Source organism: Acinetobacter sp. GXMZU3951 (assembly GCF_054457875.1).
Window position 1 is genome coordinate 52696 of sequence record NZ_JBTLFO010000012.1, and the last position, 23679, is coordinate 76374.

Annotated in this window: 20 protein-coding genes and 1 riboswitch; of the genes, 13 read left to right on the forward strand and 7 right to left on the reverse strand. The window is 42.1% G+C overall.

Features of this window, described 5'->3' with window-relative positions; translation table 11 throughout:
- Positions 1–28 precede the first annotated feature (28 nt).
- From baeS to ACX17N_RS15335, 4 genes are all read left to right on the forward strand, one after another.
- On the forward strand, positions 29–1690 hold the full coding sequence (gene baeS / locus ACX17N_RS15320) for a sensor histidine kinase efflux regulator BaeS (RefSeq protein WP_458893460.1): 1662 nt from the start codon (positions 29–31) through the stop codon (positions 1688–1690).
- Positions 1691–1701: 11 nt separating this feature from the next.
- Positions 1702–2388 (forward strand): response regulator, encoded by a 687-nt coding sequence (locus ACX17N_RS15325; protein ID WP_458893428.1) that lies wholly within the window; start codon positions 1702–1704, stop codon positions 2386–2388.
- 262 nt (positions 2389–2650) lie between these two features.
- Positions 2651–4054 carry a hypothetical protein gene (locus tag ACX17N_RS15330; RefSeq protein ID WP_458893429.1) on the forward strand — a complete coding sequence of 468 codons (1404 nt, stop codon included), beginning with the start codon at positions 2651–2653 and terminating at the stop codon, positions 4052–4054.
- Positions 4055–4104: 50 nt separating this feature from the next.
- Positions 4105–5175: a hypothetical protein gene (locus tag ACX17N_RS15335; RefSeq protein ID WP_458893430.1), complete on the forward strand. Its 1071-nt coding sequence runs from the start codon at positions 4105–4107 to the stop codon at positions 5173–5175.
- 12 nt (positions 5176–5187) lie between these two features.
- On the opposite strand, the gene ACX17N_RS15340 is transcribed toward ACX17N_RS15335, so the two are convergent.
- The 5 genes from ACX17N_RS15340 to ACX17N_RS15360 all read right to left on the reverse strand — a co-directional run bounded on the left by ACX17N_RS15340 (position 5188) and on the right by ACX17N_RS15360 (position 11640).
- Positions 5188–6633, reverse strand: a complete 1446-nt coding sequence (locus ACX17N_RS15340; RefSeq protein ID WP_458893432.1) for a protein adenylyltransferase SelO — start codon at positions 6631–6633, stop codon at positions 5188–5190.
- A gap of 101 nt (positions 6634–6734) precedes the next feature.
- Positions 6735–7901 carry an acyl-CoA desaturase gene (locus tag ACX17N_RS15345; RefSeq protein ID WP_458893433.1) on the reverse strand — a complete coding sequence of 389 codons (1167 nt, stop codon included), beginning with the start codon at positions 7899–7901 and terminating at the stop codon, positions 6735–6737.
- A gap of 292 nt (positions 7902–8193) precedes the next feature.
- Entirely contained in the window at positions 8194–8913 is a 720-nt protein-coding gene (locus ACX17N_RS15350) for a glycerophosphodiester phosphodiesterase (protein WP_458893434.1), read from the reverse strand.
- A gap of 217 nt (positions 8914–9130) precedes the next feature.
- Positions 9131–9709, reverse strand: a complete 579-nt coding sequence (locus ACX17N_RS15355; protein WP_458893435.1) for a cob(I)yrinic acid a,c-diamide adenosyltransferase — start codon at positions 9707–9709, stop codon at positions 9131–9133.
- Between the two features lie 95 nt (positions 9710–9804).
- Complete coding sequence (locus ACX17N_RS15360) at positions 9805–11640, reverse strand: TonB-dependent receptor plug domain-containing protein (RefSeq protein ID WP_458893436.1); 1836 nt, start codon at positions 11638–11640, stop codon at positions 9805–9807.
- 34 nt (positions 11641–11674) lie between these two features.
- Positions 11675–11879: riboswitch (cobalamin riboswitch) on the reverse strand.
- Between the two features lie 144 nt (positions 11880–12023).
- Between ACX17N_RS15360 and ACX17N_RS15365 the strand changes: the two genes are divergently transcribed.
- The 4 genes from ACX17N_RS15365 to ACX17N_RS15380 all read left to right on the forward strand — a co-directional run bounded on the left by ACX17N_RS15365 (position 12024) and on the right by ACX17N_RS15380 (position 15799).
- Complete coding sequence (locus tag ACX17N_RS15365; protein ID WP_458893437.1) at positions 12024–12665, forward strand: phosphoribosylanthranilate isomerase; 642 nt, start codon at positions 12024–12026, stop codon at positions 12663–12665.
- The gene (gene trpB / locus ACX17N_RS15370) at positions 12649–13878 is read left to right on the forward strand and encodes a tryptophan synthase subunit beta (RefSeq protein ID WP_458893438.1); all 1230 of its coding nucleotides are present in this window, start codon (positions 12649–12651) and stop codon (positions 13876–13878) included. Before ACX17N_RS15365 ends, trpB begins: the two co-directional genes overlap by 17 nt.
- A 255-nt stretch (positions 13879–14133) precedes the next feature.
- Complete coding sequence (locus ACX17N_RS15375; protein ID WP_458893439.1) at positions 14134–14649, forward strand: DUF1543 domain-containing protein; 516 nt, start codon at positions 14134–14136, stop codon at positions 14647–14649.
- Positions 14650–14806: 157 nt separating this feature from the next.
- A complete protein-coding gene (locus ACX17N_RS15380; RefSeq protein WP_458893440.1) occupies positions 14807–15799 on the forward strand; it encodes a DUF2804 domain-containing protein in 993 nt (330 codons plus the stop codon).
- A 68-nt stretch (positions 15800–15867) separates the two neighbouring features.
- Here ACX17N_RS15380 and ACX17N_RS15385 read toward each other — a convergent pair whose 3' ends face one another.
- Entirely contained in the window at positions 15868–16752 is an 885-nt protein-coding gene (locus ACX17N_RS15385) for a metal-dependent hydrolase (protein WP_458893441.1), read from the reverse strand.
- A gap of 137 nt (positions 16753–16889) precedes the next feature.
- Between ACX17N_RS15385 and ACX17N_RS15390 the strand changes: the two genes are divergently transcribed.
- On the forward strand, positions 16890–17924 hold the full coding sequence (locus tag ACX17N_RS15390; protein ID WP_458893442.1) for an AraC family transcriptional regulator ligand-binding domain-containing protein: 1035 nt from the start codon (positions 16890–16892) through the stop codon (positions 17922–17924).
- Positions 17925–17968: 44 nt separating this feature from the next.
- Here ACX17N_RS15390 and ACX17N_RS15395 read toward each other — a convergent pair whose 3' ends face one another.
- Entirely contained in the window at positions 17969–19306 is a 1338-nt protein-coding gene (locus ACX17N_RS15395) for a Na+/H+ antiporter NhaC family protein (protein ID WP_458893443.1), read from the reverse strand.
- 362 nt (positions 19307–19668) lie between these two features.
- On the opposite strand from ACX17N_RS15395, the gene trpA reads away from it, so the two are divergent.
- From trpA to ACX17N_RS15415, 4 genes are read left to right on the forward strand one after another with little or no spacing between them, the layout of a single operon-like run.
- Positions 19669–20472: a tryptophan synthase subunit alpha gene (gene trpA / locus ACX17N_RS15400; protein WP_458893444.1), complete on the forward strand. Its 804-nt coding sequence runs from the start codon at positions 19669–19671 to the stop codon at positions 20470–20472.
- Complete coding sequence (gene accD / locus ACX17N_RS15405; RefSeq protein WP_458893445.1) at positions 20469–21365, forward strand: acetyl-CoA carboxylase, carboxyltransferase subunit beta; 897 nt, start codon at positions 20469–20471, stop codon at positions 21363–21365. Before trpA ends, accD begins: the two co-directional genes overlap by 4 nt.
- Positions 21362–22648: a bifunctional tetrahydrofolate synthase/dihydrofolate synthase gene (gene folC / locus ACX17N_RS15410; RefSeq protein ID WP_458893446.1), complete on the forward strand. Its 1287-nt coding sequence runs from the start codon at positions 21362–21364 to the stop codon at positions 22646–22648. Before accD ends, folC begins: the two co-directional genes overlap by 4 nt.
- A complete protein-coding gene (locus ACX17N_RS15415) occupies positions 22639–23667 on the forward strand; it encodes an SPOR domain-containing protein (RefSeq protein ID WP_458893447.1) in 1029 nt (342 codons plus the stop codon). Before folC ends, ACX17N_RS15415 begins: the two co-directional genes overlap by 10 nt.
- Positions 23668–23679: the final 12 nt, after the last annotated feature.

Consider the following 23679-nt stretch of genomic DNA (forward strand, 5'->3'; position numbering starts at 1 on the left):
CAAGCAAGCAACTACTGAGCCGCCTTTGTTGAATACCCGACGTGTCCCGATAGCACTCCGCCTTTTTTTGACCGTACTGCTCACCACTTTGGTGATTATTACCATGAGTCTGGGAGTTTTGCATTGGACCATGCAAAAAAACTTCACCAAATATGTTGCAGATGTCGAGATGCAAAAACTCGATCATCTGATTTCCAATTTGGCAGGGGTATACTCGGTCTATCATGACTGGGGCAATGCCATTCAGGCTCAGATTTTGCAAATAGAAGGGCAGGCTGACCCTGATGATTATGATCGTCTTTCTCGTTGGTGGCTCAGACGACAATATGACATTGCCTTACAACAGCGCTATTTTCAAGAACATACTTTTGTGAATATACCGCCTACTTTGGCGAAGGCTGATCAGGGCAAGCCTATGCTTGATCAAGAAGAATTACGGTGGTTAGAGTTAAACTTGCCTTCTGAATATCAACCTTTTGAAGGCTTGAAATTCCCATTACGCTCGAATGAAAATGCATTCCGCCCCCCAGAGCGTAAAGATGGGCAGGTGCAAAATAAATTAAAAGACAATAATCAGAAAAAGCAGTTTATTTCTATGCCTGACCGTTTGGGCTTGAGTTCGCGCTTATCTTTATATGATGCAAAACGACAGTTTGTGGTGGGTGAGCCTTCTTCAGATCAGATTTCTTATCGCCCCATTCTTGTGGATGATAAAGTGGTGGGGTATTTGGGCTTAAAACCTGTTCTTGATCAGGATGATGCCTTAAGTATCAACTTCTTTAGTAATCAAAAACGTTATTTGTTTCTGGTCTATGGCTTGACCATTTTGGCCAGTTTGATCGCAGCGTTACTCTTGGCGACCTATTTCAAAAAGCCGATACAACGCTTACTGAATGCCACTCGTGAATTAACCCAAGGCAATTACCAGCATCAGGTTAAAATTAACCGCAATGATGAATTGGGTGACTTATCCAATGAGCTGAATCAGTTGGCAGAAATTCTGAATCAACACGAAACTTCACGTCGTCAGTGGGTGGCTGATACCTCGCATGAACTGAAAACCCCGTTGGCGGTGTTGCAGGCACAAATTGAAGCGATGCAAGATGGTATTCGCAAAGCAACGCCTGAACATTTAGAAGCGATGATGCGTCAGGTCAGCAGTTTGAAAAAATTAACGCAGGATTTGGCTGATCTGGCACAGGCTGATGCACAGCAATTGAAATGTTATTTCACTTCCGTCAACCCGTGGGAAGTGGTGTTACAAGAAGTCGAAAACTTCAAACCAAAGTTTGAACAAGCACAACTGCAAGTCGCTGTGCAGGGTGACAGTCCATTCTTACAATTAGATACAGACCGGTTTAAACAAATTGTGGTCAACTTACTCAGCAATAGCATTCGCTATACCGAGCAAGGTGGAGCAATTCAAATACACACTGAAGAAACCGCGCATGAGTGGTCACTCTATGTTGATGACAGTCCTTATGGTTTAACGGATGAACAGTTGCGACACTTAGGCGAACGTTTTTACCGTGTCGATGACTCGCGGACTCGAAGTACAGGCGGCACAGGACTTGGGTTGGCACTTTCTTGTAAGATTGCGCAAGCACTTGGGGGGCGTTTGAGTTTTGAACATTCTCCATTGGGTGGTTTGCGTTGCAAACTTACTTTCCCGAAACAAATGAAATCATAAAGGAAATATTCATGAAGCATATTATGCTGGTTGAAGATGAAGTTGAACTGGCTCAATTGGTCCGTGACTATTTAGAAGCTGCGGGTTTTGAAGTTAGCCTATTCCATGATGGACAGGAAGCATATGACAGCTTTATGCAACGTAAACCAAGTTTGATGATCTTGGACTTGATGGTACCTAGAATGGATGGTCTGACCATTTGCCGTAAAGTGAGAGAACAGTCGGATTTACCGATTATTATGGTTACCGCGCGCACGGAAGAAATTGATCGCGTGTTGGGACTAAATATGGGTGCCGATGATTATGTGTGTAAACCCTTCAGTCCGAAAGAGTTGGTTGCCCGGGTACAAGCGGTGCTACGTCGTTTAGATCGTAAGGCTGAACCTGAAGAAAATAGCCTATTCCGTATGGATAAAGCACAACAACGCATCTGGTATCAACAAAAGACCCTCAACTTAACCCCAACTGAGTTCCGTTTATTGGAGTTGTTCTTGGAACATGTGGGGCAGGTATATTCACGTGTTCAATTACTGGATCATATTAACCCTGATAGTTTTGATGTCGCAGACCGTGTTATTGATAGTCATATCAAGAACTTGCGTCGTAAAATTTCCGATGCAGCAGAGACAGGAAATCGCCATGAATGGATTCAGGCAGTATATGGCGTAGGTTACCGTTTTGAGTACCCAGAAGACTGATAGTTGAGGATGAACCGAGTTTTCCTGTGGATAATCACAATGTTATCCACAGAAAATGTGGATAACCATGGAGATGAAATAAACAGAAATTTTTTGATAATTTTTACTAAAAAATAAAATAAGCTGAACTAAATTTTTGATATTTAAATATAAAAAAATCAAACAAATATTCTAAGAAAAAGTTGAATTGTGTCTCGAAAGAATATATTTTCGCAGACTTAAATCATTCTAAATATAAAAATTTTATTAGAGGGTATTCATAATGTTGAAGAAAACATTACTTGCAGTGATGTGTGGCTTGTCTTTAGTTGCTTGTGGCGGGGGAGGTGGTGGAGATTCATCATCAACATCTGGTGGATCAACCAACAATGGTAGTACAACTACACCAGTGTCTGATTTGGATAAAGCCAAACAACTGATTAAAACCACCAATGCCATTGTGTCTTATTATGATGGTTTTCAGGATATTTCTGAACAATATAAAGTACCAGCTCAAGTAATTAATGAAACTGCGCCTGATTTAAGTCGTGCAACAGGACTTTTATTGGCGGTTGCAGAAGCTATAGCTGAAGATGCTCAAGGTCAAACCAAATCTTATACGTCTCAACAAATCCAGGAGTTGATTGAATCAAATTCTTCTGACTACCAGTTTGTGAGTAATGCCTTAACTGCAAAAGTGGCTGGTGAAACGATTACTATTTCAGGAAATGCTAAGGTAAAGTATTGGCAAGAATATGATTGGGATAAAATTATTTCAGACAATGCATGGTCTAGTTCGGAAAATTGGTCAAATGATCCAGCATATTCAATTTATGGAGATGATGCTGAAGTCACGGCTTCAAATTTGATCTTGACGGCTCCTTTTGTCGATACACCCCGAACAACCTATAACTTTACAATAAAAAAAGATGGGAAAATTGCGGTTAAAAACCTGAAGAATCAGACTGCGAGCTTTAGTGCTACCGCTGAGAGTACGGCATCAATTGTCTATGCAACTAATGATACGCTCGAAAATAGAGAAGATATTCCTACAAAAGCGACAATCACTCTAAAAGGAATTATTCTTGAAAGTGCAGATGCTCAGTTTAATTTAACTGAATTAACTTCGACTGCGCAAAATGCGACTCTTCTATATGGTGCAGAAACAGTTGAGCAATTAATCCCATCGCAATTAACCCTTAAAGGCACGGTTACTTATTTACAAGAATCATTAAATCTTGATGCATTGATGACACTGAATAATGATTTAAGTAAGCCGATTGATGTCAGTCAAAATGAAACAGCCACCAATTTTATTAACGCAAATTTAGTCGTGAAGTTAAATGGAAAGCTGAAAGGTGCAAATGCAACACCAACACCATTTAATCTTGATATTAGTGCGAAGCGGGCTGAATTTACAAAAGGTACAGCATCAGTTGCAGTCAGTGTTGACCAAAATGCGCTTACAATTGATCTTTTAGCCAGAAATCTTGACCAAGACGAGAAAATCATGGATGTGACGGTGCGTCATGCAAATGGTGCATTTGTAAAAATTAATGATATTCAGAACTTCACCTCAGCTGAAGTCAAAGTTGGAAATAGTAGCTACGGTACGGTCACTAAAAACTCTTCTGGCCAGTATGTCGCTAAATTCACTGATAATAGCTTTATTTACATTACCCCATAATTTGCACAGGCACACAAGAGACAGTTTTCACTGTCTCTTTTTTAATTTAAATGAAAAAAACTCTTTATCTGATGTTGTTGCTTCCAGTCGAAGCATTTTCACAAGAAGCGGTTCAATATTCTCTGCATGCCGATGTATACAGTGAACCTGTTTCAATTCATGCATTTCTTAATGATTGGGACAGCCCGAATTTAAAAAAAGGTGAGAATGCTTTTGCTCATGGAAAAATGAGTTTATTGGCGCAAAAAGATCATTGGTCTTATGGTTGGGTATGGTCTTATGACTATCAATTACATTTTAGTGAAGATATGGCACGACTGTATTATCAGACACAGAATGAACAGCTGATTGATGCGAATACCCGTTATGAATTGTCTTTAGAAGCACAGCATGTAGAAACCATAGGAGCGCGTTTTGCTTATGATTGGCAGCTTGATTCAAATTGGATGTTAACGACTGGCGTGACCGCACTCTTAGGGCGGCATTTTGTTGATGGTGACTTTAAGGCAACAGGTCAAACCCTAGATATGCCTGAATTGATGGATCGTGTTGATTGGTTAAATGGATATTTAGACTATAGTTATGATCAACCTGCATTAAAAGAGGATGAGCTTGGCTGGGCTGGGCAAACCAACAAAGGTTATGGCTATGCATTTGATTTTTCCCTAAAGGGGAAATATAAGAACTGGCAGGCATTGATTACAGCTGAAGATATTTTAGGATTTTTATATTGGGAAAATGCTCCTTTTACCCGCTATACACTCAACTATGATCAAAATACTCGTCCAAGAATAGATTTAAGAGGACAACTCAGTAAAGAGAAGCAATATCGTCAGACGATACCTTATAAGATTCATTCGGACATTACCTATTTGGCTGACACTCAACCCTGGAGTGTGAGTATGAGTAGTTTTTCAAATCAGTATATTTCACTCGTGCAGCTCAGTGGTTATTGGCAAAAAGAAGCCTATAAATTTGGAATTCATGCAGAGCCTCAAACTGGAGCATATGGTTTTTCACTGCAACACTTCAATTGGGGACTTAAATACCTGACGGATGATTTGAAAACCAATCAGGCGCATCGTTTTCAGACCTATTTATACGCACAATATCGTTGGTGATTTAAAAGTAACTCAAGATGAACAACTGACCATGACCTCAGGTACATCATTCGGTAATGGGGCTAAATCTTCAGCGCGTTCTAAATCAGGTTGATGGGTAAAGGGCTGGCTCAGCAGCTTGAAGAGTCGATCCACCTCGGTAAAGTCATTACGCTCCGCCAGTTCAATTGCGCGTTGTGCCATGTGATTGCGCAAGATGTAATGGGGATTAACTTCAGACATGGCCTGATCTAAAAGCTGTAGATCTTGATGTTCTCGAATCGATTGATATTGATCTAAGAACTGTTCAAATTGACGTCGGTCTAAGCAGTCATCTAGGATCTGTTGATATTGCTGATTTTGCAGACGCATAAAGCTCTGGGTGTAATCCAGTTGTTCAGATTGCAGAATACGTAGGAACAACATGCCACAGTCAAAGCTGTCCTTATGAAAATCAGGGAGCCCCATCTTTTGACACAAGCCTAAACGGTAATGTTCCAGAAAAGTAGGTTCATAGTGGCTTAAACAGCCCGCGAGATCTTCTTTCCATTGTTCTTTTTCATAGCCTTCTGGGCATAAAGGAATTAAGTTGTTGAGCCAGACCCACAGGTTCCAATGTCCAATACTGGGTTGCTGTTGGTAGGTGTAACGCGCCTGATAGTCGGAGTGATTGTTAATCCAATTGGGGCGGAAGCGTTCCATAAAGCCATAGGGACCAAAATCGAGGGTTGAGCCTGTAATATTCAAATTATCGGTATTCATGACTCCATGGGCGAAACCGACCAGTTGCCACTTGGCAATCATGATCGCAGTACGCTGTATCACTTGTGTGGCAAAGGCCAAAATAGGCTGTTCAGCGTCTAAACATTCAGGATAATGCCATTCCAGACATTTCTGTGTGAAGCTGCTGAGTAGGGTCGGCTGATATTGATTGATCCATTCAAAGTGTCCGAGCCGAATATGGCAATCTGAGGTTCTTAACAGCATCGCACCCAGTTCGAGTTTTTCGCGCTGTACGCCTTGGGTAGAAGATGTGAATCCGACTGCATTACTGGAAGGGACACCGAGTGCATTTAAGGCATGTCCTGCCAGATATTCACGAATCACGGAACGTAATACCGCACGTCCATCTCCCATGCGGGAATAAGGGGTTTGGCCAGCACCTTTTAAATGCAGATCAATGGTGTGTTGGTTTTGATCCAAAATTTGCGCAATCAATAAACCGCGACCATCTCCGAGTTGTCCAGCCCATTGCCCAAATTGATGTCCAGCATACACCATGGCCAGTGGTGAAAATTCAGCAAAGGTTTTCTGTCCGCTACAAATCTCGACCCAATCCGCTTGATCTGCTTCACTCCATTGCAACTCTTCAGCCAAGGCCTGATTAAAATGCCCTGCTTTTGCCCCAACAAGAGGAACAGGCATTTGTTGATGGAAAAGTTTTGAATCGAGCGTAGGGTAGCGTGAATTGAATAGCATGAAATGGAATCGGACGATGGGACTCCGCTCACTATAACAAATCTCAGGGCTAAAATGAAAAAAGCTCCCTAGAGGGAGCTTTTCGTGAGTTGAATAAGGACTTATTCAGACACTGCATTTTTCTTAATATTACGCATCAGGACTTTGAGCGTTTGACGGTGATGTCCTAAACGTTGTTCAACCAATTGGAAATCCATTTTGAGTTTATGGTCCATTTGGTGAATCTTTTCAGCCACAGACGCTTTTTTGGCCTGAATTTCTTGTTCTTTCAGTTTCGCCCAGTCATTCAAGGTGTGGGTGAATGCTTCATATTCTTGTGAAATACGTTGTTTGACATTCGCCATATCTTCGTTGACATTGTGCCCGTAAACCGCCAAATCTTGTTCTGCATATTTGAACTTCATCGCAAGTTCAGCTTTCTTAATATTAAAGCTTGGAATACGACGTAGATTTTTCGCTAAACCGACTTTTGAACATGACCAGATCAACCATTTGGTTGGGTCATACTGCCACCATTTCACACCATTACGATAATCGTATTGGAAGATGTGGTGATAGTTGTGATAACCCTCCCCCCAAGTTGCAATCGCAAGTAGGAAGTTGTCACGTGCGGTATTTTCGTCGGTATATGGACGTTTACCCCACATATGGCAAAGCGAGTTAATAAAGAAGGTCACATGGTGACTGAGGATTAAACGAACCAATCCACCCAGTAACAATACACCCCACATATCACCTACGGCCCAACCAATCGGCATTAAAATACCGGCATGAACCAAGATGACCAAAGGAATATAGTATTTGTGTTGGAACATGACCAGTTTGTCATTTAACAGGTCCGGCGCATTTTTATAATTTGGCTCTGCTGCTGGATAATCACGTAACATCCACCCGATATGGGCAAACCAAAAGCCTTTATTAATTGAGTATGGGTCTTTTTCAACATCATCTACATGGCGGTGATGGGTACGGTGACCTGAAGCCCAGAACAAGATACTGTTCTGAACGGCAAAAGTTCCCATAATCATCAGAATGATTTTTAAGGGAAGAGTCGCTTCATACGCACGATGCGCCCATAAGCGATGATAACCCGCAGTAATACCTAAACTGCTTACCCCCAGTAACACAATCATACTGACCCAAGCACTTAAGCTAAAATCATGATTGATGGCATAGAGGGGAAGAGCGATAACCGCAACAATAGGTAAAAAAACCAGGGCAAAAATTGCAACCCAGTTGATTGGGGCTTGAGGTAGGGGAGGATTCATCTCCAACAGCACTCCTAGAAACCTGAGACAGGTTAAAATTGAGAACTTAATTCAATACAATTTATATGGATTAAGATTCTGGCATATTAGCATGAGCAACAATTGTACTCTAGCATTATTGTACAGTTGTATTGTACTAAACAGTAACAGAATAAGACTATGCCGTGATTGAATTTATCGTAAACAATCGTCTATTTTTATTGGTTGCTCGATAAATTTTCATTGTAGTTTGAGTCAACTGGATGATTGATCTTCAGTTGAGTCAGCCCATCTTTAGTGTACACGCGAAGATTTAGCCCAGCTCAAGCTGTTGTAGCATCATTTTAGGGAAATCCGTAATCAAGCCATCAATGCCACAGGCTTGTAAATGCTTGGCGCGTTCAACATCATTGACGGTCCAGACACTGACCTTTAATCCCGCGGCTTGAGTCGCTTGAATCATGACATCTGTCGCCAATTGATTCATCCAGCCAATACGGCTACAGCCAAGAGCCAAGGCTTGTTCGATGGCTAGTTCTTTTATGTCATCTTCAATGAGTAGTCCACGTCTAAATCGGGAGCTGGACTGCTGTAAAGCTTGATGAATTTTCAGGTCAAAACTGGTGATCACGGCATTGTGTTCAAATCCAGTTAAGGCTAATTCTAAGTGCTGAACCAGCTTTTCCGCCGCTGCCATATCTTCTACGGCTTTAATTTCAACTTCAAGATGGGAAAAGTCACGTAGAATCTGCAAGCTCTGTTCCAAAGTGGGGGTTACTTCATGTTGCCAGTTCATCCAAATAGAGGCTTGATTGAAGCGAGACAAATCATGAGCGCTACACGCATACAAATCATAATTGATGGACGCGGTGCGTAAAAAGTTATCATCATGCATGACCACTAAGCTGTCATCGTTGAGTTGACGAACATCAAACTCAACAGCACGAATACCCAAGTTATGTATATATTGAAATCCACCTAGGGTATTTTCAGGTGCTTCACCTCGTGCGCCGCGATGTCCAATAATTTGCATGTGCTGATCTGCCTTTATTTTTCAGTTTTGATTATTACGGAGTTAAGGAGCTTTCCTCAATCTCTGATTTTGGAGTTTGAAAATTTTTTCGTTATATACTTTTTTAAGGATTGAATAGTACATCTGAAGAGGTATGTTTAAGAGCGGTCATCAGTTAGCTCTAAAGGATCAATCGAGACTTAATCGCTATGATTCAGCCTCGATCATTCAATGGGTTTTAAATAGTCTCGTTAATATTTTTTTGCCATAACACTTCACTACCGCCTTCGGCACGTTGTAATGTACGCGAAGCCACAAAGAGCCAGTCAGAGAGTCGGTTTAACAACTGTAAAGAGCTTGGTTGAATGTTTTGATCACGATGATGGACGGACATCAGACTACGTTCAGCACGACGGCAAACGGCACGCGCTTGATGGGCAAAGCTACATGCCAGTGTACCTGATGGCAGAATAAAATCTTTCAACATCGGTAAAGCTTCATTCATACGGTCGATGTCTTGTTCTAGAAATTCAACTGAAATGGGTTGAACCAAATGATAGTTGGGAATACAAACTTCGCCACCTAAGTCGAATAACCAGTGTTGAATCAGGCTCAGGCTTTTATCCCAAGTAGCTTGTTCAGCTAGATCACTTTGATTGATTTGAGCACGCAAAACACCGATACAAGCGTTTAGTTCATCAACATCGCCTAGTGCATTAATACGTAAATCATCTTTGGCGACACGTGAACCATCACCCAGTCCAGTCGTGCCAGAATCGCCCGTGCGGGTATAAATTTTACTTAAACGATGACCCATAATTTTTCCTAAGGTTGCAATGAAAAAAAGGATAATGCCGGTCAAAACATTATCCATAAACTGCGCTATTTTATATATTTTTTTGGAGCTGGAGATTAGTAACGGAAAGTTACCCCAGCAGAGGCGAAACGACCGCCGTTGATGTACCAAGTATCATTGCTTGAATAGACGGCTTTGTATTTCACATCACCAATGTTTTGGATGTTGGTGAACAATTTAATGTTTGGATTTACATTCCAAAATGCATTGAGATCAATCGTTGCATACCCAGGCACTTTAATTGAATCCTGACGTAGTTGAGCTTTTGCATGAGAACGAGCGACAAGGGCAGTATTTACACCATAAGTTCCATCATCATATCCTGTTGTTAAAGTGAAGGTTTGACGTGGACGACGGATGAGTTCAAATCCAGTAGACTCATCTTCTGTTTTAACGTAAGCATAGTCCGCAGATGCAAACAGTTGATCATGTTTCCATTTCAGACCGAGTTCGCCACCAGTCATCTTCGCATCATCAGTATTGATATATTGCCATAACTTATTAGCACCAATCATATTTTTAACTTGTGTGTAGTACATAGAAGCACTTGTACTTAAACCATAATTAAATTGTTGATCTAGACCAATTTCATAAGAAATACTTTCTTCAGGTTTTAAATCTTGATTACCGTAAGAACCAGCATATAGCTGATAAGCAGTAGGAGCTTTAAATGCGGAACCAATATTGGCATAAATACTGGTTAGAGGAGCAATCTGTAAACGTCCAGCAATTTGTCCGACAGTATGTTGGCCAAATTGATCATCATCTTCTAAGCGAATACCCGCTTGAGTATGTAAGCTGGCATTATTAAACTGATGTTGTAAATAATACCCTGTAGACCCAAGGTTTTTCTTCCCAGATAGGTAATCATAAGTCACATCAGTATCTTGCGTTGATACGCCGAACAAAATGTTTTGTTTTGGAGTGAACTTCCAATTTAAATTGATGTCACCTTCATTGCGCTCACTATCATAGGCATACGAATACGTTTCAATATAAGTTGCTTCATCTTGATAATTTGAATAGCGGGCATTTAAAGTTAATACATCTGTGAATTGGTATAGACCATTCCAGTTGATCAATTGATTTTTAAAATCACGTTGTGCTGTATTTGTACCTGTAGAATAGTCTAAATAGTGATTGATTCCTTCATTTTCATTAATAGATACACTTGTTTTAAAATTATCTTGTTTGTATCCAATCTTAGCGCTGTAGCCTTTTTGGTCATAACTCGCTTGATCTTTCCCTTGGGTATTTAAAATTTCAGTGCCATCACTTTCTAAGCGCTGACCACGAATCTGGGCAAAAAAACCATCTTGATTAAGATCTAATCCTACAAGGGCTTTATAGGTATTGTTCTCACCATACAATCCAGTAATGAATGCACTATTTTTCTCTGGGGTATCAGTCAATAATTGGATGACACCGCCAATTGCATCAGAACCATATTGAACTGAAGCAGGCCCTTTAAGAATTTCAATTTGACCAATATCGGATAGGTCTAACAGTTCTGAATTACTTTTACCGTTAATACCTTCAATTAAGGCAGCACCATCTTTAAGAACTAAAGTATGATTCGAACTCGTACCACGGGTAAAAATGGAAGTTGTTTGTCCAAGACCGCCAGTTTGAACAACATTTAGAGCAGCATCTTGTTTGACAAGATCATTGAGGTTGAGCGAGGGATTTTTTTCAATCTCAGCTTTTGAAATCACACTAATACGCGCAGGAACATCTTTAATTTTTTCTTCAGAACGCGTAGCCGTGACCACCAAAGTGTCCAAAGATGCATTTACAACATTAGTGTTGTCTTGTGCAGATACAGACGTAGAGAAACCCATCGCAATAGCGATTGCGCCCACTAAAGCAGTAGGCTGAAATAAATTTGACATGTTTGCTCCATACATTCACCCCCCGTGAATGATTGAGTTAAACGGACAATAAGCAGGTCTCCGGACTTAAATATAAATATTGCGAACAATATTGGTATACCCATCTTCCCACACGAGTGCAGTGATGTAAGTGCAAACTTATAAAGGTATACGTTTCGTTTTACCGTTGCGGGGGCAGTGTTGGATTTGCACCAACTTCCCTAAAGCATATTGCTATGACTTATTGCATTTGCGCGCAGTATAAGGTTTGTATGCGAATTAAACAATCTATGTAAAGAATATTCAGGATGAACTTTACTCAAGAGAAAAGAATTGCATTACAATGATTCGCCCCGATATTCATAGACAGGCTATGAACTTGGTCTAGTAAGAGCTGAAACTGTATGCGAACCCGTGCCAAAATTTGTGGAATTACCCGTATTGAAGATATTCAGTCTGTAGTACAGTCAGGGGCTGATGCAATTGGTTTAGTTTTTTATCCGCCCAGTCCGCGAAATGTCAGTATGGAGCAAGCACAAATCTTGGTTCAACACATTCCTGCTTATGTGCAGGTGGTAGGGTTATTTGTCAATGCAACAGCGGATGAGATTACGCAGGTTTTAAAGCATGTCCCTCTAGATATGTTGCAGTTTCATGGCGATGAAAGTCCTGAACAATGTCAGGCCATTGCAGAGCAAACGGCGCGACGTTGGTATAAGGCCATTCAGGTCAAACCCGATTTAGATGTGATTGCGACGATTGAAAAATATCAACAAGTGGGTGCAAGCGCAGTCTTATTGGATGCTTGGCATCCTGAACTAAAAGGTGGAACAGGGCACAGTTTTGACTGGACTCAGTTTCCACAACTCGATATTCCTTTAATTTTGGCAGGCGGTTTAAATCCTGACAATATTGAAGATGCAATACACACTACCCAGCCTTTTGCTGTAGATGTTAGTGGCGGTGTAGAGTCCGCAAAAGGTATTAAAGACCAACAACTCATACAACGATTTATGCAAGGAGTCCAACGTGGATCAGCAAAATAATGTGATTGACTATACCCAATACCCTGATGCAAAAGGGCATTTCGGTATCCATGGCGGACGTTTTGTGTCAGAAACTCTAATGGCTGCATTAGAGGACTTAGAAAAGCTCTATTTCCGTATGAAAAACGATGAGCAATTTCTGGCAGAATTCGACCGTGATCTCGCCTACTATGTAGGTCGTCCTAGTCCTTTATATTATGCTGAGCGATGGTCGAAAGAGTTGGGTGGTGCGCAAATCTATTTAAAACGTGAAGACCTGAATCATACCGGTTCGCATAAAATCAATAATACGATTGGTCAGGCGCTCTTGGCTAAGCTTTCAGGTAAAAAACGTATTATTGCCGAAACAGGTGCAGGTCAACATGGTGTGGCAACCGCGACGATTGCAGCGCGTCTAGGTCTTGAGTGCGTGGTATTCATGGGTGCAGAAGACGTAAAACGTCAGGCCATGAATGTGTATCGTATGCGTCTATTGGGTGCAACTGTTGTACCTGTAGAAAGTGGTTCAAAAACGCTGAAAGATGCCATGAACGAAGCGATGCGTGACTGGGTCACCAATGTCGATTCTACTTATTATGTGATTGGTACGGTAGCAGGTCCACATCCATATCCACAATTGGTGCGTGACTTCCAGTCGATTATTGGTCGTGAAGCACGTCGTCAAATTCAAGAGCAAGCAGGGCGCTTACCTGATGCGCTTGTAGCATGTGTTGGTGGTGGTTCAAATGCAATGGGCTTGTTCTACCCATTCTTGAATGATGCTGAAGTGAAAATGTATGGTGTTGAAGCGGCAGGTTATGGCATTGAAACTGGTAAGCACTCCGCACCGTTAAATGCGGGGCATGTCGGCGTCTTGCATGGTAACCGGACTTATTTGATGTCGGATGAGCAAGGTCAAATTATTGAAACACATTCAATTTCGGCAGGTTTGGATTATCCAGGTGTAGGCCCTGAGCATAGTTTCCTAAAAGATATGCATCGTGTTGAATATGTGCCAATCAATGACAATGAAGCTTTACAAGGTTTCCGTGATTTAACCCATATTGAAGGGATTATTCCTGCATTGGAAAGCTCGCATGCCATGGCGTATGTCACTAAGTTGGCACCAACCATGGATAAGGATCAAATCATTATTGCCACGGTTTCTGGACGTGGTGATAAAGACTTGATGACCGTGGCACGCATTGATGGCGTGGAAATGGTTGAGATGTAATTTCAATATAAGTCCCAAAAGCACGAGCTAGACTCGTGCTTTTTTATGCTTGAAATTTTAGTGTATTGATCGTTTGGTTCATTTAAATAAAACAAGGAATGTACAAATTGTGATTTGTCTTATACTTTGCATTTCTTCAACATGATCATTATTCAAAACATATTTCATCATGCCATCACAATAAAACCCAACTCAAACTCATACTGAAGTTTTGAGTGTAGAAAGAACCAAATACTTTTAGTGAGGAGCTATGCCATGTCCCATTTATTTGTTGTGATGTTGGGTGGACGCCATCAACGAGCCAATACCGAAGTGCATGATGTTGTGGCGGTTTGGGGGGATAGCTTGGAAGCGACCTTTCCGCAATTAAGACAGGCGTGGTTTGCTGAACAAAAGGGCTTACATATTGATGCTTGGATGAAAATCAATACGGTGGAATCTGAAGGTCAGTATTATCAAATTCGGCTAAGTAACACGGCTCCACAGCCAGATGCACCAAAATTATTTTTGATTAATTTGGGTGGTTATGATGCGCAGGAATTTGGCGAATTACACCGTTATGTTTTGATCGTCGCTAATAATGCACAGCAGGCGAAACAACGGGCGAAGCTGCATTTTGCGCAGCAGTGGCAAAAGCCGCATACAGATCGAGTCCTCGAGGTGGATGACTGCATTGCGTTGGCTCAGGTTGAAAATCAATATATTCATTTAGAATTAGCCACGCCACAGAAAAATGATTGGGAAAACACATATCTGCTATTAAATGATTAATATTCAACATTTTGTGCTGAGTGTACAGTAGTGCTGTTTTTTTGTGCTAAGATGGCAGACATCAAAATGATCCTTCGTCGTGAAGTATAAGTGGCTGTAAAAATTGGGTGGTTATACGACGAAAAATCAGCATAGACTTAGCTAGGGAATTGAATAAATGGATTTAATTCAGTCGAATGGTCAGCCGCACTATGGACGGTTCGATACATTACCTCGGAATATTGACGTTCAAAAATACCAATATAAAACGCCTTATGGCGAGGTGCTCAATGGCTGGCGTAAGCGATTAAAATACAAAAAATTCAAATTCTGTTCTATACAACATGAGCATTATACCCTTGGCGTTGCAATTGCGGATATTGCGTGGGCAGGGCATGGTTTCTTTTATGTCTATAACCATCTTTCGCAAGAAGTTATGGAATGGAATGCGATTAATTTTTTAGCGCGTAATACCGTTTTGGATGAACAGCCTTTATATAATCAAAGTTTTTTTCACAAATCTCCATTTCAAATCGAAATGCAGCATGCCAATGGGGTGCGTTATATACGTGTCACCAAGTATGGTGAAATCAAGCTAAATGCCCGTATTTTTTGTGCGGGAACGAATGCTTTAAGTATGTGTAGCCCGACAGGGATTAATGGCTGGACCTATACCCAAAAGCTGACCACACTAGGGTGTGAGGGCTACTTTGTAAATAAGCAGAGTCAAGTGGTGCAATTTCACGAAAAAACATTTGCCTCCTTAGACGACACCTGTGGTTTTTTGCGTCCTGAGACGGCATGGTTCTGGTTATCTTGTAATTTCTGGGATGTTAACAATCAGCGCATTGGGCTGAATTTGGCTTCTGGTGTGAATGAAAGTTTTGGCAACGAAAACTGTTTATGGATTAATGGTGAACTCTTTCCATTAACCGACATTTTATTTCAACAGCAGGAAGAAGGTCGCTGGACCATTCGGTCTTTAGATCAGCGTTTAAATTTGAATGTCACCACCAGCTGGCGCCGTTATGAAAACTTAAATTTGAGATTGGTTGGAAGTCAATTTAGCCAGTGGCAAGCGCGTATTAGTGGCACGATTGTCCAAAATGATCAGGAAATTGTATTGCTGGATGAGTATGGTCTTTTAGAACAGCATTATGCGAAATGGTAGTGGCTTGGGCTGATGTTTAGCTCAGGTCGGGATCTGTTTTTGAGCTGAGCTAAACATGCAAAAAATATTTAAGTTTGACTCTGTGCCGCTTGCCAGAATGCTTCACCGGCTTGAATCGGATCATTGGTTTCAGCCAGGGTGTTCACCCAGACATCGTATTGACGAATAATTGGTTGCTGCGAGGGGTGGAAGTCTTTTTTAAACCAATCAATATATTGTTTACGAATACTGGTTAGCGTACCTTTGCGTCCAAAAAACCAAGGCAAGCCCTTAATAATCATATTCAGGCGTTGCCAACGACCAAAACCATCATGTCTAAGCATGATATTGGCACGATAGAGAGTAAAGCCAATCATCATCAGGGTGGTGAGAATTAAGGCCCAACGTCGCATCAGTTCAGAAACTTCACCGACTTGTTGCATGACATCAAATGCGACATCACGATGCTCCATTTCCTCAATAGCATGCCAAGCCAAAAGTGCCCGCACATAAGGGTGGGCATGGGCTAAAGTTTCTTTCTTGCCATAAAAGGTTTCTGCCATTAACGCGGTTAAATGTTCGGCCGCTGCAGTCATGGCAATATTGTATTGGGGGGAGCGTTCTTCAAGCTCGAATTTAAAGACTTTATTAATGCGTTGAATAAATTGGTCGACCGGCATACCTTGAGCACGCAAGACATGGTTCATTTTTTCATGGGCAATACCATGTTGGGCTTCTTGGCGGATAAAATCGGCCACACGTTGTTGTAATTCAGGATCTTTAATTTTGTCTTTAAACAATCGGACCGATTGGATGAAATAGCGTTCCCCATCTGGAAAGGTCAGACTGAGTGCATCAAAAACACGAGTGAGAAAGGGGTCATTGTTCATCCAATAGCGAGGCGCCTCATCCAATTTGAAATTGAATTCGGTACGAACAACAGGATGGAGCTGGGTGCGGACTATTGTATTCATCTTTGTTTTGACTAATAGAACCTTTGATAAGAGCAGTATGTCGATATTGGTCGGATAAGTTTTGACACTACTTGCCAATTTTTATACATTTTACGCCATATTGAAAATAAAAAAATGTTAAACAGACGGGTGGAGCCATGTATACATTACAAATCCCCAATGGCTTTTTTCACTTATGGCATAGTTATCTAAAATCACGTGATATTGATGCTTTTGCTTTGCCATTCACGACCACGCAAAAACAACAGCTAAGTTTTATTTTATCACAGCCGATAGATGCACAATCATCCTACGTTTTGTTTATCAATTTAATACAACAAACCAGACTCCAACTCAACTGCCCGCATCTGATTTTCGATATGGTGCAGTATGTTCAACCTGAGCATTTTGGCATATTGGGTTATCTTGCATCTAAAAGCAGTAGTGTGGCGGAAGCCTTACAATTCGTATTGCGTTTTAATCGCTTGGTGATTGATGGTCGTGAAACCTTACCCGTGCATATGTCGCAGTCTGAAACGGCTATTCATCTTTATTGGGCTGTTTCGCATCCAGCGTTGGTGCTGATTAATGAAATGCTGGTAGCTGCGATGGTGCAACTGGCACGCCAAATTTTTTCTGCTGAAGCGTTTGCTTTTCAGACTTTGTATTTCGCTCATCCGCCGCAATGCGCCGTGTATCATTATCAGCGTTTTTATGGTTGTGAGGTCTGCTTCAATCAAAGTCATTATGCGCTCGCCTTGAATCGTGAAAGTTTGTTCTTAAAATCACAACAACCAGATCCATCGCTGAATCATTTACTGCTTAAGCATGCCGAAGAGGTGATTGCGGCCAAATCCGAGCGTACTAATTTAATGACACATTTGCAGACCCTCGTCGCTGAGTATTTGATTTTTCATCAGGATGTGCCGAAATTGGAGTGGATTGCACAAGAGCTGCATCTTTCGGTACGAACTTTACAGCGTCAGCTAGGGCAGTTTGATTGTTCCTATAAGAAAATTATTGAAACCGAACGAATGAAACGCTGTGAGCTGTTGTTGCAACAGCATTTAAGTTTGAGTGAAATCGCTGTGGAGTTGGGCTATTCGGATCAATCTGCATTGGCACGTGCGTTTAAAACGGCTACAGGGCAGACCTTGTTGATGCGTAGACAGCAATTAAAACTGCCAGAATAATTCAGCGCTGTGATGATTCACTGAATTATTCTTCACCAAAATGTTTAGTCGGTTTTGGCTGCAAGGCGTGGATAGCGCAAGGTAATGGCTAAGATGGCAAAAATCGCCAATACCCAGCAATAATAAATGTGACCAATTAGCTCAACAGGAGAGAGTTTGGCAATCGAACACGCCAATAATAGTTGAGCACCATAAGGAATCAAGCCTTGTACGACGCAGGAAAAAATATCCAGTAAGGCTGCTACACGTTTGGGATCTAAACCATATTCTTGAGCAACTTCACGCGCCATATCCCCCGACAAAATAATTGCAACGGTATTATTGGCCACGAACAGGTTGGAGAAAATTACCAAGAAACTGACCCCAAATTCTCCTGCACGCTGTTGTCCAACTTTTAACAGTCGGGTCAGGCTATAAATTCGCTGAATCAGCCATTCCAAACCACCCTCACGTTGCATAATGGCCGAGAGTCCACCGAGTAACATCGACAATAATGCCACTTCAAACATGCCGACAAAGCCGTCATAAATGGCGCTGTTAAGCTTTAGCAGAGTAAACTCAGCATGCTGCATTAAGCCAATCATGGCTGAAATGAGTATGCCAATGCTGAGCACCGCCAATACGTGTAATCGGCTAAAAGCCAAAAAGAATACTGCGACATAAGGCAGAATGAGCCATAGGTCAAAGTCTTTATATTGAATACTTTGAGCGTCTTTGCTCATCAAAATATAAACTAAAATGGTAATAATCGCTGCAGGACCTGCAATCCAGATATTGACCCGAAATTTATCTCGCAATTGTACTTTTTGGCTACTGGTGGCAGCGATAGTAGTGTCTGAAATCATAGACAGGTTATCACCAAACATTGCACCACTTACCACAGCACCAATTGCCATCACCGTCTCAATATCCGTCACTTGGGCAAAGCCAAAAGCAATCGGTGCACAAGCAGCAATCGTGCCCATTGAGGTGCCCATTGCAGTCGCAATAAATGCCGAGATAATAAACAGCATAGGTAGCACAAAAGCAGGAGGAATCAATGATAATCCCAGCTGTACGGTTGCATCGACACTGCCAATTGCGCTACTGGTACTGGCAAATGCTCCAGCCAGCATAAACACCATGAACATTAAAATAAGGTTCGGGTGGCTCGCCCCTTTGAGGAAGGTGTCAATCGCTTGATTTAACTTCCCGCGATAAATTAAAACCGCCAGGATCACTGCGGGTAATGCTGCAACAGGAGCCTTAATTTGATAAAAGGCAAATTCAGTCCCAATCAGCGAATGATAAATTCCGCTACCCAAAAAGATAGCCAAAAAAACAATAAGGGGGAGTAGTGCAAGCGCTCGGGCTTGCACCTTGCTCTGAGGGTCGGAGGTCATAAAATTAAGGAAACAGCGAATAAGTCGGCTTAGTATAATGTAGCCGATACAATTTCTGAAAACTTAAAATGTAAAATGCCCTGAGACTGGCAAATGGGCTTCCTTGCTTCAGGGCGAAGATTTGCCCCATTTTGCAAGCTTACATAAACCCGAAAATTAGGCATCTTTGATCATTGAGAAAACTCTTCAAATATTAGTAAATGTAGCTTTCGGGTTGTTCTGAATCATGTGATGTCGTATGAAATTCAAAGGAAGTGCATGAACTCTATTCAATGTGTAAAAAATAGCGTTACAATGCGTTGTCTTGTATTTCTACAAAACCAACTCCTCAGTTTTAAATAATTCAAGGAATGTACAACCCTATGTCACGTTTAGCCACTCGTTTTGGACAACTTAAATCTCAACAGCGTAAAGCGCTGGTTTCCTATGTGATGGCTGGAGATCCTCATCCGCAAGTAACAGTACCTTTGTTACATCAAATGGTTGAGGCGGGCGTAGATGTTATTGAACTTGGACTGCCATTTTCAGACCCTATGGCGGATGGTCCTGTCATTGCTTTGGCCGCAGAGCGTGCTTTGGCTGGTGGAACCAATACCCTAGATGCTTTGAATATGGTGAAAGAGTTCCGTCAGAAGGATCAGGAAACACCAGTGGTATTAATGGGATATCTCAATCCTGTTGAAGTGATTGGCTATGAAAAATTTGTAGCCTATGCCAATGAATGTGGTGTAGATGGCATCTTGCTGGTCGATTTACCGCCAGAAGAAGCACAGGCTCTGGATGACGTCCTCGCAAAGTACAACATGGATCAAATTTTCTTACTGGCTCCAACCTCTACGGATGAACGTATTCATCATGTGGTCAAGCAAGCAAGTGGTTTTATCTATTATGTTTCTTTGAAAGGGGTAACGGGCGCAGCAACTTTAGACATGTCTGAAGCTGCAGCACGTATCCAAAAAATTAAAGCAGAAACAGATATTCCTGTAGGTGTGGGTTTTGGTATTAGCGATGCTGCTTCCGCGAAAGCGATGGGCAGTGTAGCCGATGCTGTGATTGTCGGCAGTGCATTTGTAAAACAATTTGCAAGCTTGGCGCCAGAACAAGCCGTGATTGAAACGGTTAATAAAGTCAAGGAGCTTCGAGCAGCGCTCGATGAGTTAGTATGAATCAAGAAGTGAAATCAGGGAAAATTCTTAGCCCATCGACACCGTGGACTGAACGTGGCGTTCCAGGCATTGAAGTTCCAGATGAGCAACAAGCACTAAAAGCAACATTTACAGAACCAACAGTTGAATGCCCTGAATGTCATGCATTGGTAACGCGCACAGCGATGACGTTTAATGCTTATGTTTGTCCGCAATGTGATGAACATTTACGTATGAAAGCCCGTGATCGTTTAACTTGGTTCTTTGATCAAGTAAAAACTGAATTGGGTCAAGAATTTGTGGCGAAAGACCCGCTAAAATTTGTCGATAGCAAGCCTTATCCTGAGCGTATGGCTGAAGCACAAAAGAAAACGGGTGAAACTGAAGCGTTGATCGTGATGCAAGGTTTGGTTAAAGACGTGGCAATGACGGCGTGTGCTTTTGAATTCGACTTTATGGGCGGTTCAATGGGTACAGTCGTGGGCGATCGTTTTGTTCAAGCGGCAGAAAGTGCGATTGAGAAAAAACAACCGTTTATCTGTTTTGCTGCTTCTGGTGGTGCGCGTATGCAAGAAGGCATGTTGTCTTTGATGCAAATGGCACGTACCTCTGCTGCAATTCAACGCGTTAAAGAAGCGGGCTTACCTTATATCGTGGTTCTGACTCACCCAGTCTATGGCGGTGTAACAGCATCTTTAGCTATGTTAGGCGATGTGCATATTGCTGAGCCAAAAGCCATGATTGGTTTTGCGGGTAAACGTGTTATTGAGCAAACTGTGCGTGAAAAATTGGAAGAACCGTTCCAACGCGCTGAATACCTGCTTGATCATGGTGTAGTCGATCAAATCGTTCATCGTCATGCATTACGTGATACTGTATATCGTATTGTGACCAAATTGATGAATTTACCTTGAACAACACTGCACCACTTGCACAAGATAATTTAGACACATGGCTCTCGTATTGGGGCCATGTTCACGTTACGGGGATTGATTTAGGTTTAGAACGCGTCATTCCCGTCGCTGAAATGCTTGGTGTTACGCAACCTGAGGCGAAAGTCATTACGGTTGCTGGCACCAACGGCAAAGGCTCAACCACTACAACTTTAGCGGCCATTTTAAATGCGCAAGGTTATAAGGTTGGGCTGTATCAGTCTCCGCATATCTATCGTTTTAATGAACGCGTTAAGCTGGCAGGTCAGGAAGTTGATGACCAAAGCCTGATTGATGCCTTTGTGCAGGTCGATCAAGCACGTCGTGCGTGTGGACTCAGTTTATCCTTCTTTGAAGCAACCACTTTGGCTGCTTTTTTGATTTTTAAACAGCAAGCTTGCGATGTTTGGGTACTTGAAGTTGGACTTGGTGGTCGTTTGGATGTGGTCAATGTGATTGATCCAGACGTCGCGGTCATTACCAATATCGGTCTAGACCATATTGACTGGTTGGGTGATACCATTGAGAAAATTGCCTATGAAAAGGCAGGGATTATTCGACCGAATATTCCTGTAGTTTTTGGGGGGCAACAAACTTTACCTGACGCTATTGCGACAAAAGCACGGGACTGTAATGCAGCACTTTTTGTTGCTGAACGCGATTATTTCTATCAGCCAAGTGAAGATGGCCAGCACTGGATGTTTGCCTCTTCGGGCACGACGTTAAAACTCCCACTGGGAAGTTTGGCACTCGAAAATATTTCAACCGCCGTTGCCGCAATTTTGGTGAGCGGTTTAGCAGTCAACCAAGCAGCGATTGCTCAAGGTATTCAACAGGCACAACTGGCAGGGCGCTTTGAAATTCGCCAGATTGCCGATAAAACCGTGATTTTCGATGCTGGACACAATCCACATGGCGTAGAATTTTTGTTAAAGCAATTGCGAAATTTCTTAAAATACAATAAACAATACACGGAAGTGGTTGCAGTCTTTTCCATGCTGGCAGATAAAGATATTAAATCTGTGGTGGAGGCATTGAAAAGCGATGTTTCAATGTGGAAAATTGCACCCTTAACTGTGCCGCGGGCTGCGGAAATCGCGCAGCTAGATGAAGCATTGCAACATCAGGCAGTACAACAATTTACGAATGTACAATTCGCTTTCCAATCAGCGCTCGATGAATCTAAAAATAATCAGCTGATTTTGGTATGTGGTTCATTTCATACCTTGGAAGCAGTCTGGGAGTATTTGGAAGAATGTCAATGAATAACAAACAACGCTGGATGGGTGGCGTTGTTTTACTGGGTGGCGGTGTTTTATTGGCAGCCTTGCTTCTGAAGGGTCAAGAAGAAATTCATCAAAATAATGTGAAACAGGCTGAACCGATTGAACAAGTTCAGTCCAACAATGTTAAGCCCGATACTGGTGCAGTTCAGCTTCAGGGACTCACTGTAGATGTAGAAACGGAAAAACGTCTACTGGAAGAACAACGTCGTGCCCGTGAGAAAGCGGTTGCAGAACAGGAAGCACGTGCTGCTGAATTTCTAGCGATGCAACAACAGGCTGAGGCGGATGCGGCACGTAAAGCTGCCGAAGAGTATGCTGCTTTAAATGCGGCTCGCACGGGGGCACAGCAAAGTTCAGATAATATTCCACCAGAATTGGTTGAGGATGAAAAAGCTAAACAAAAACGTTTAGCTGAGGAAAAACTTGCTGCACAAAAGAAGTTAGATCAGCAGAAAGCAAAACAACAGGCTGATGCTGATAAACAACAAAGTGAAGAACGTCGCAAAGCAGACGCTCAGCGTAAGGCCGAGGAAGAGCGTAAAGCTCAAGCCAAAGCTGCTGAAGAGAAAAAACAGCGTGAAGTAGAAGCTCAACGTAAACTTGAAGCACAGCGTAAAGCTGATCAAGAACGTCAAGCAACGGCGAAAGCAGCAGAAGAAAAGAAACTGCGTGAAGCTGAAGCGAAACGTAAAGAAGATGCCAAGAAAAAGGCCGAAGCTGAAAAAGCCCGTGAGTTGCTGGAAAATGGTGATAAGCAGTGGATGGTGCAAGTGGCGCTTGCTGCCAATGCCGCCAATGCCGACGCACTGATTTCTAAGTTAAAAGCTAAGGGCTATAAAGTGGTACAAAGCCCGACGTCTAAGGGAATCCGCATTATGGTCGGCCCAGCCAAAAGCCGAGATATCGCAGATGTCACCCGTAAAAAAATTACAACTGATGCCAGTCTCAATATGAAATCGGCTTGGGTAATTGACTGGGTACCGCTCGATCGTCGTTAATCGCGGCTTAGA

Excerpts from the sequence above, each read along its gene's own strand:
- ACX17N_RS15365 (WP_458893437.1), top strand. The coding sequence starts at position 12,024 with ATGCGAACCCGTGCCAAAATTTGTGGAATTACCCGTATTGAAGATATT.
- ACX17N_RS15380 (WP_458893440.1), top strand. The coding sequence starts at position 14,807 with ATGGATTTAATTCAGTCGAATGGTCAGCCGCACTATGGACGGTTCGAT.
- ACX17N_RS15330 (WP_458893429.1), top strand. The coding sequence starts at position 2,651 with ATGTTGAAGAAAACATTACTTGCAGTGATGTGTGGCTTGTCTTTAGTT.
- ACX17N_RS15390 (WP_458893442.1), top strand. The coding sequence starts at position 16,890 with ATGTATACATTACAAATCCCCAATGGCTTTTTTCACTTATGGCATAGT.
- ACX17N_RS15340 (WP_458893432.1), bottom strand. The coding sequence starts at position 6,633 with ATGCTATTCAATTCACGCTACCCTACGCTCGATTCAAAACTTTTCCAT.
- ACX17N_RS15350 (WP_458893434.1), bottom strand. The coding sequence starts at position 8,913 with ATGCAAATTATTGGACATCGCGGCGCACGAGGTGAAGCACCTGAAAAT.
- accD (WP_458893445.1), top strand. The coding sequence starts at position 20,469 with ATGAATCAAGAAGTGAAATCAGGGAAAATTCTTAGCCCATCGACACCG.
- ACX17N_RS15335 (WP_458893430.1), top strand. The coding sequence starts at position 4,105 with ATGAAAAAAACTCTTTATCTGATGTTGTTGCTTCCAGTCGAAGCATTT.
- ACX17N_RS15355 (WP_458893435.1), bottom strand. The coding sequence starts at position 9,709 with ATGGGTCATCGTTTAAGTAAAATTTATACCCGCACGGGCGATTCTGGC.
- ACX17N_RS15415 (WP_458893447.1), top strand. The coding sequence starts at position 22,639 with ATGTCAATGAATAACAAACAACGCTGGATGGGTGGCGTTGTTTTACTG.
- ACX17N_RS15360 (WP_458893436.1), bottom strand. The coding sequence starts at position 11,640 with ATGTCAAATTTATTTCAGCCTACTGCTTTAGTGGGCGCAATCGCTATT.
- trpA (WP_458893444.1), top strand. The coding sequence starts at position 19,669 with ATGTCACGTTTAGCCACTCGTTTTGGACAACTTAAATCTCAACAGCGT.
- ACX17N_RS15385 (WP_458893441.1), bottom strand. The coding sequence starts at position 16,752 with ATGAATACAATAGTCCGCACCCAGCTCCATCCTGTTGTTCGTACCGAA.
- ACX17N_RS15375 (WP_458893439.1), top strand. The coding sequence starts at position 14,134 with ATGTCCCATTTATTTGTTGTGATGTTGGGTGGACGCCATCAACGAGCC.
- ACX17N_RS15345 (WP_458893433.1), bottom strand. The coding sequence starts at position 7,901 with ATGAATCCTCCCCTACCTCAAGCCCCAATCAACTGGGTTGCAATTTTT.
- ACX17N_RS15395 (WP_458893443.1), bottom strand. The coding sequence starts at position 19,306 with ATGACCTCCGACCCTCAGAGCAAGGTGCAAGCCCGAGCGCTTGCACTA.
- ACX17N_RS15325 (WP_458893428.1), top strand. The coding sequence starts at position 1,702 with ATGAAGCATATTATGCTGGTTGAAGATGAAGTTGAACTGGCTCAATTG.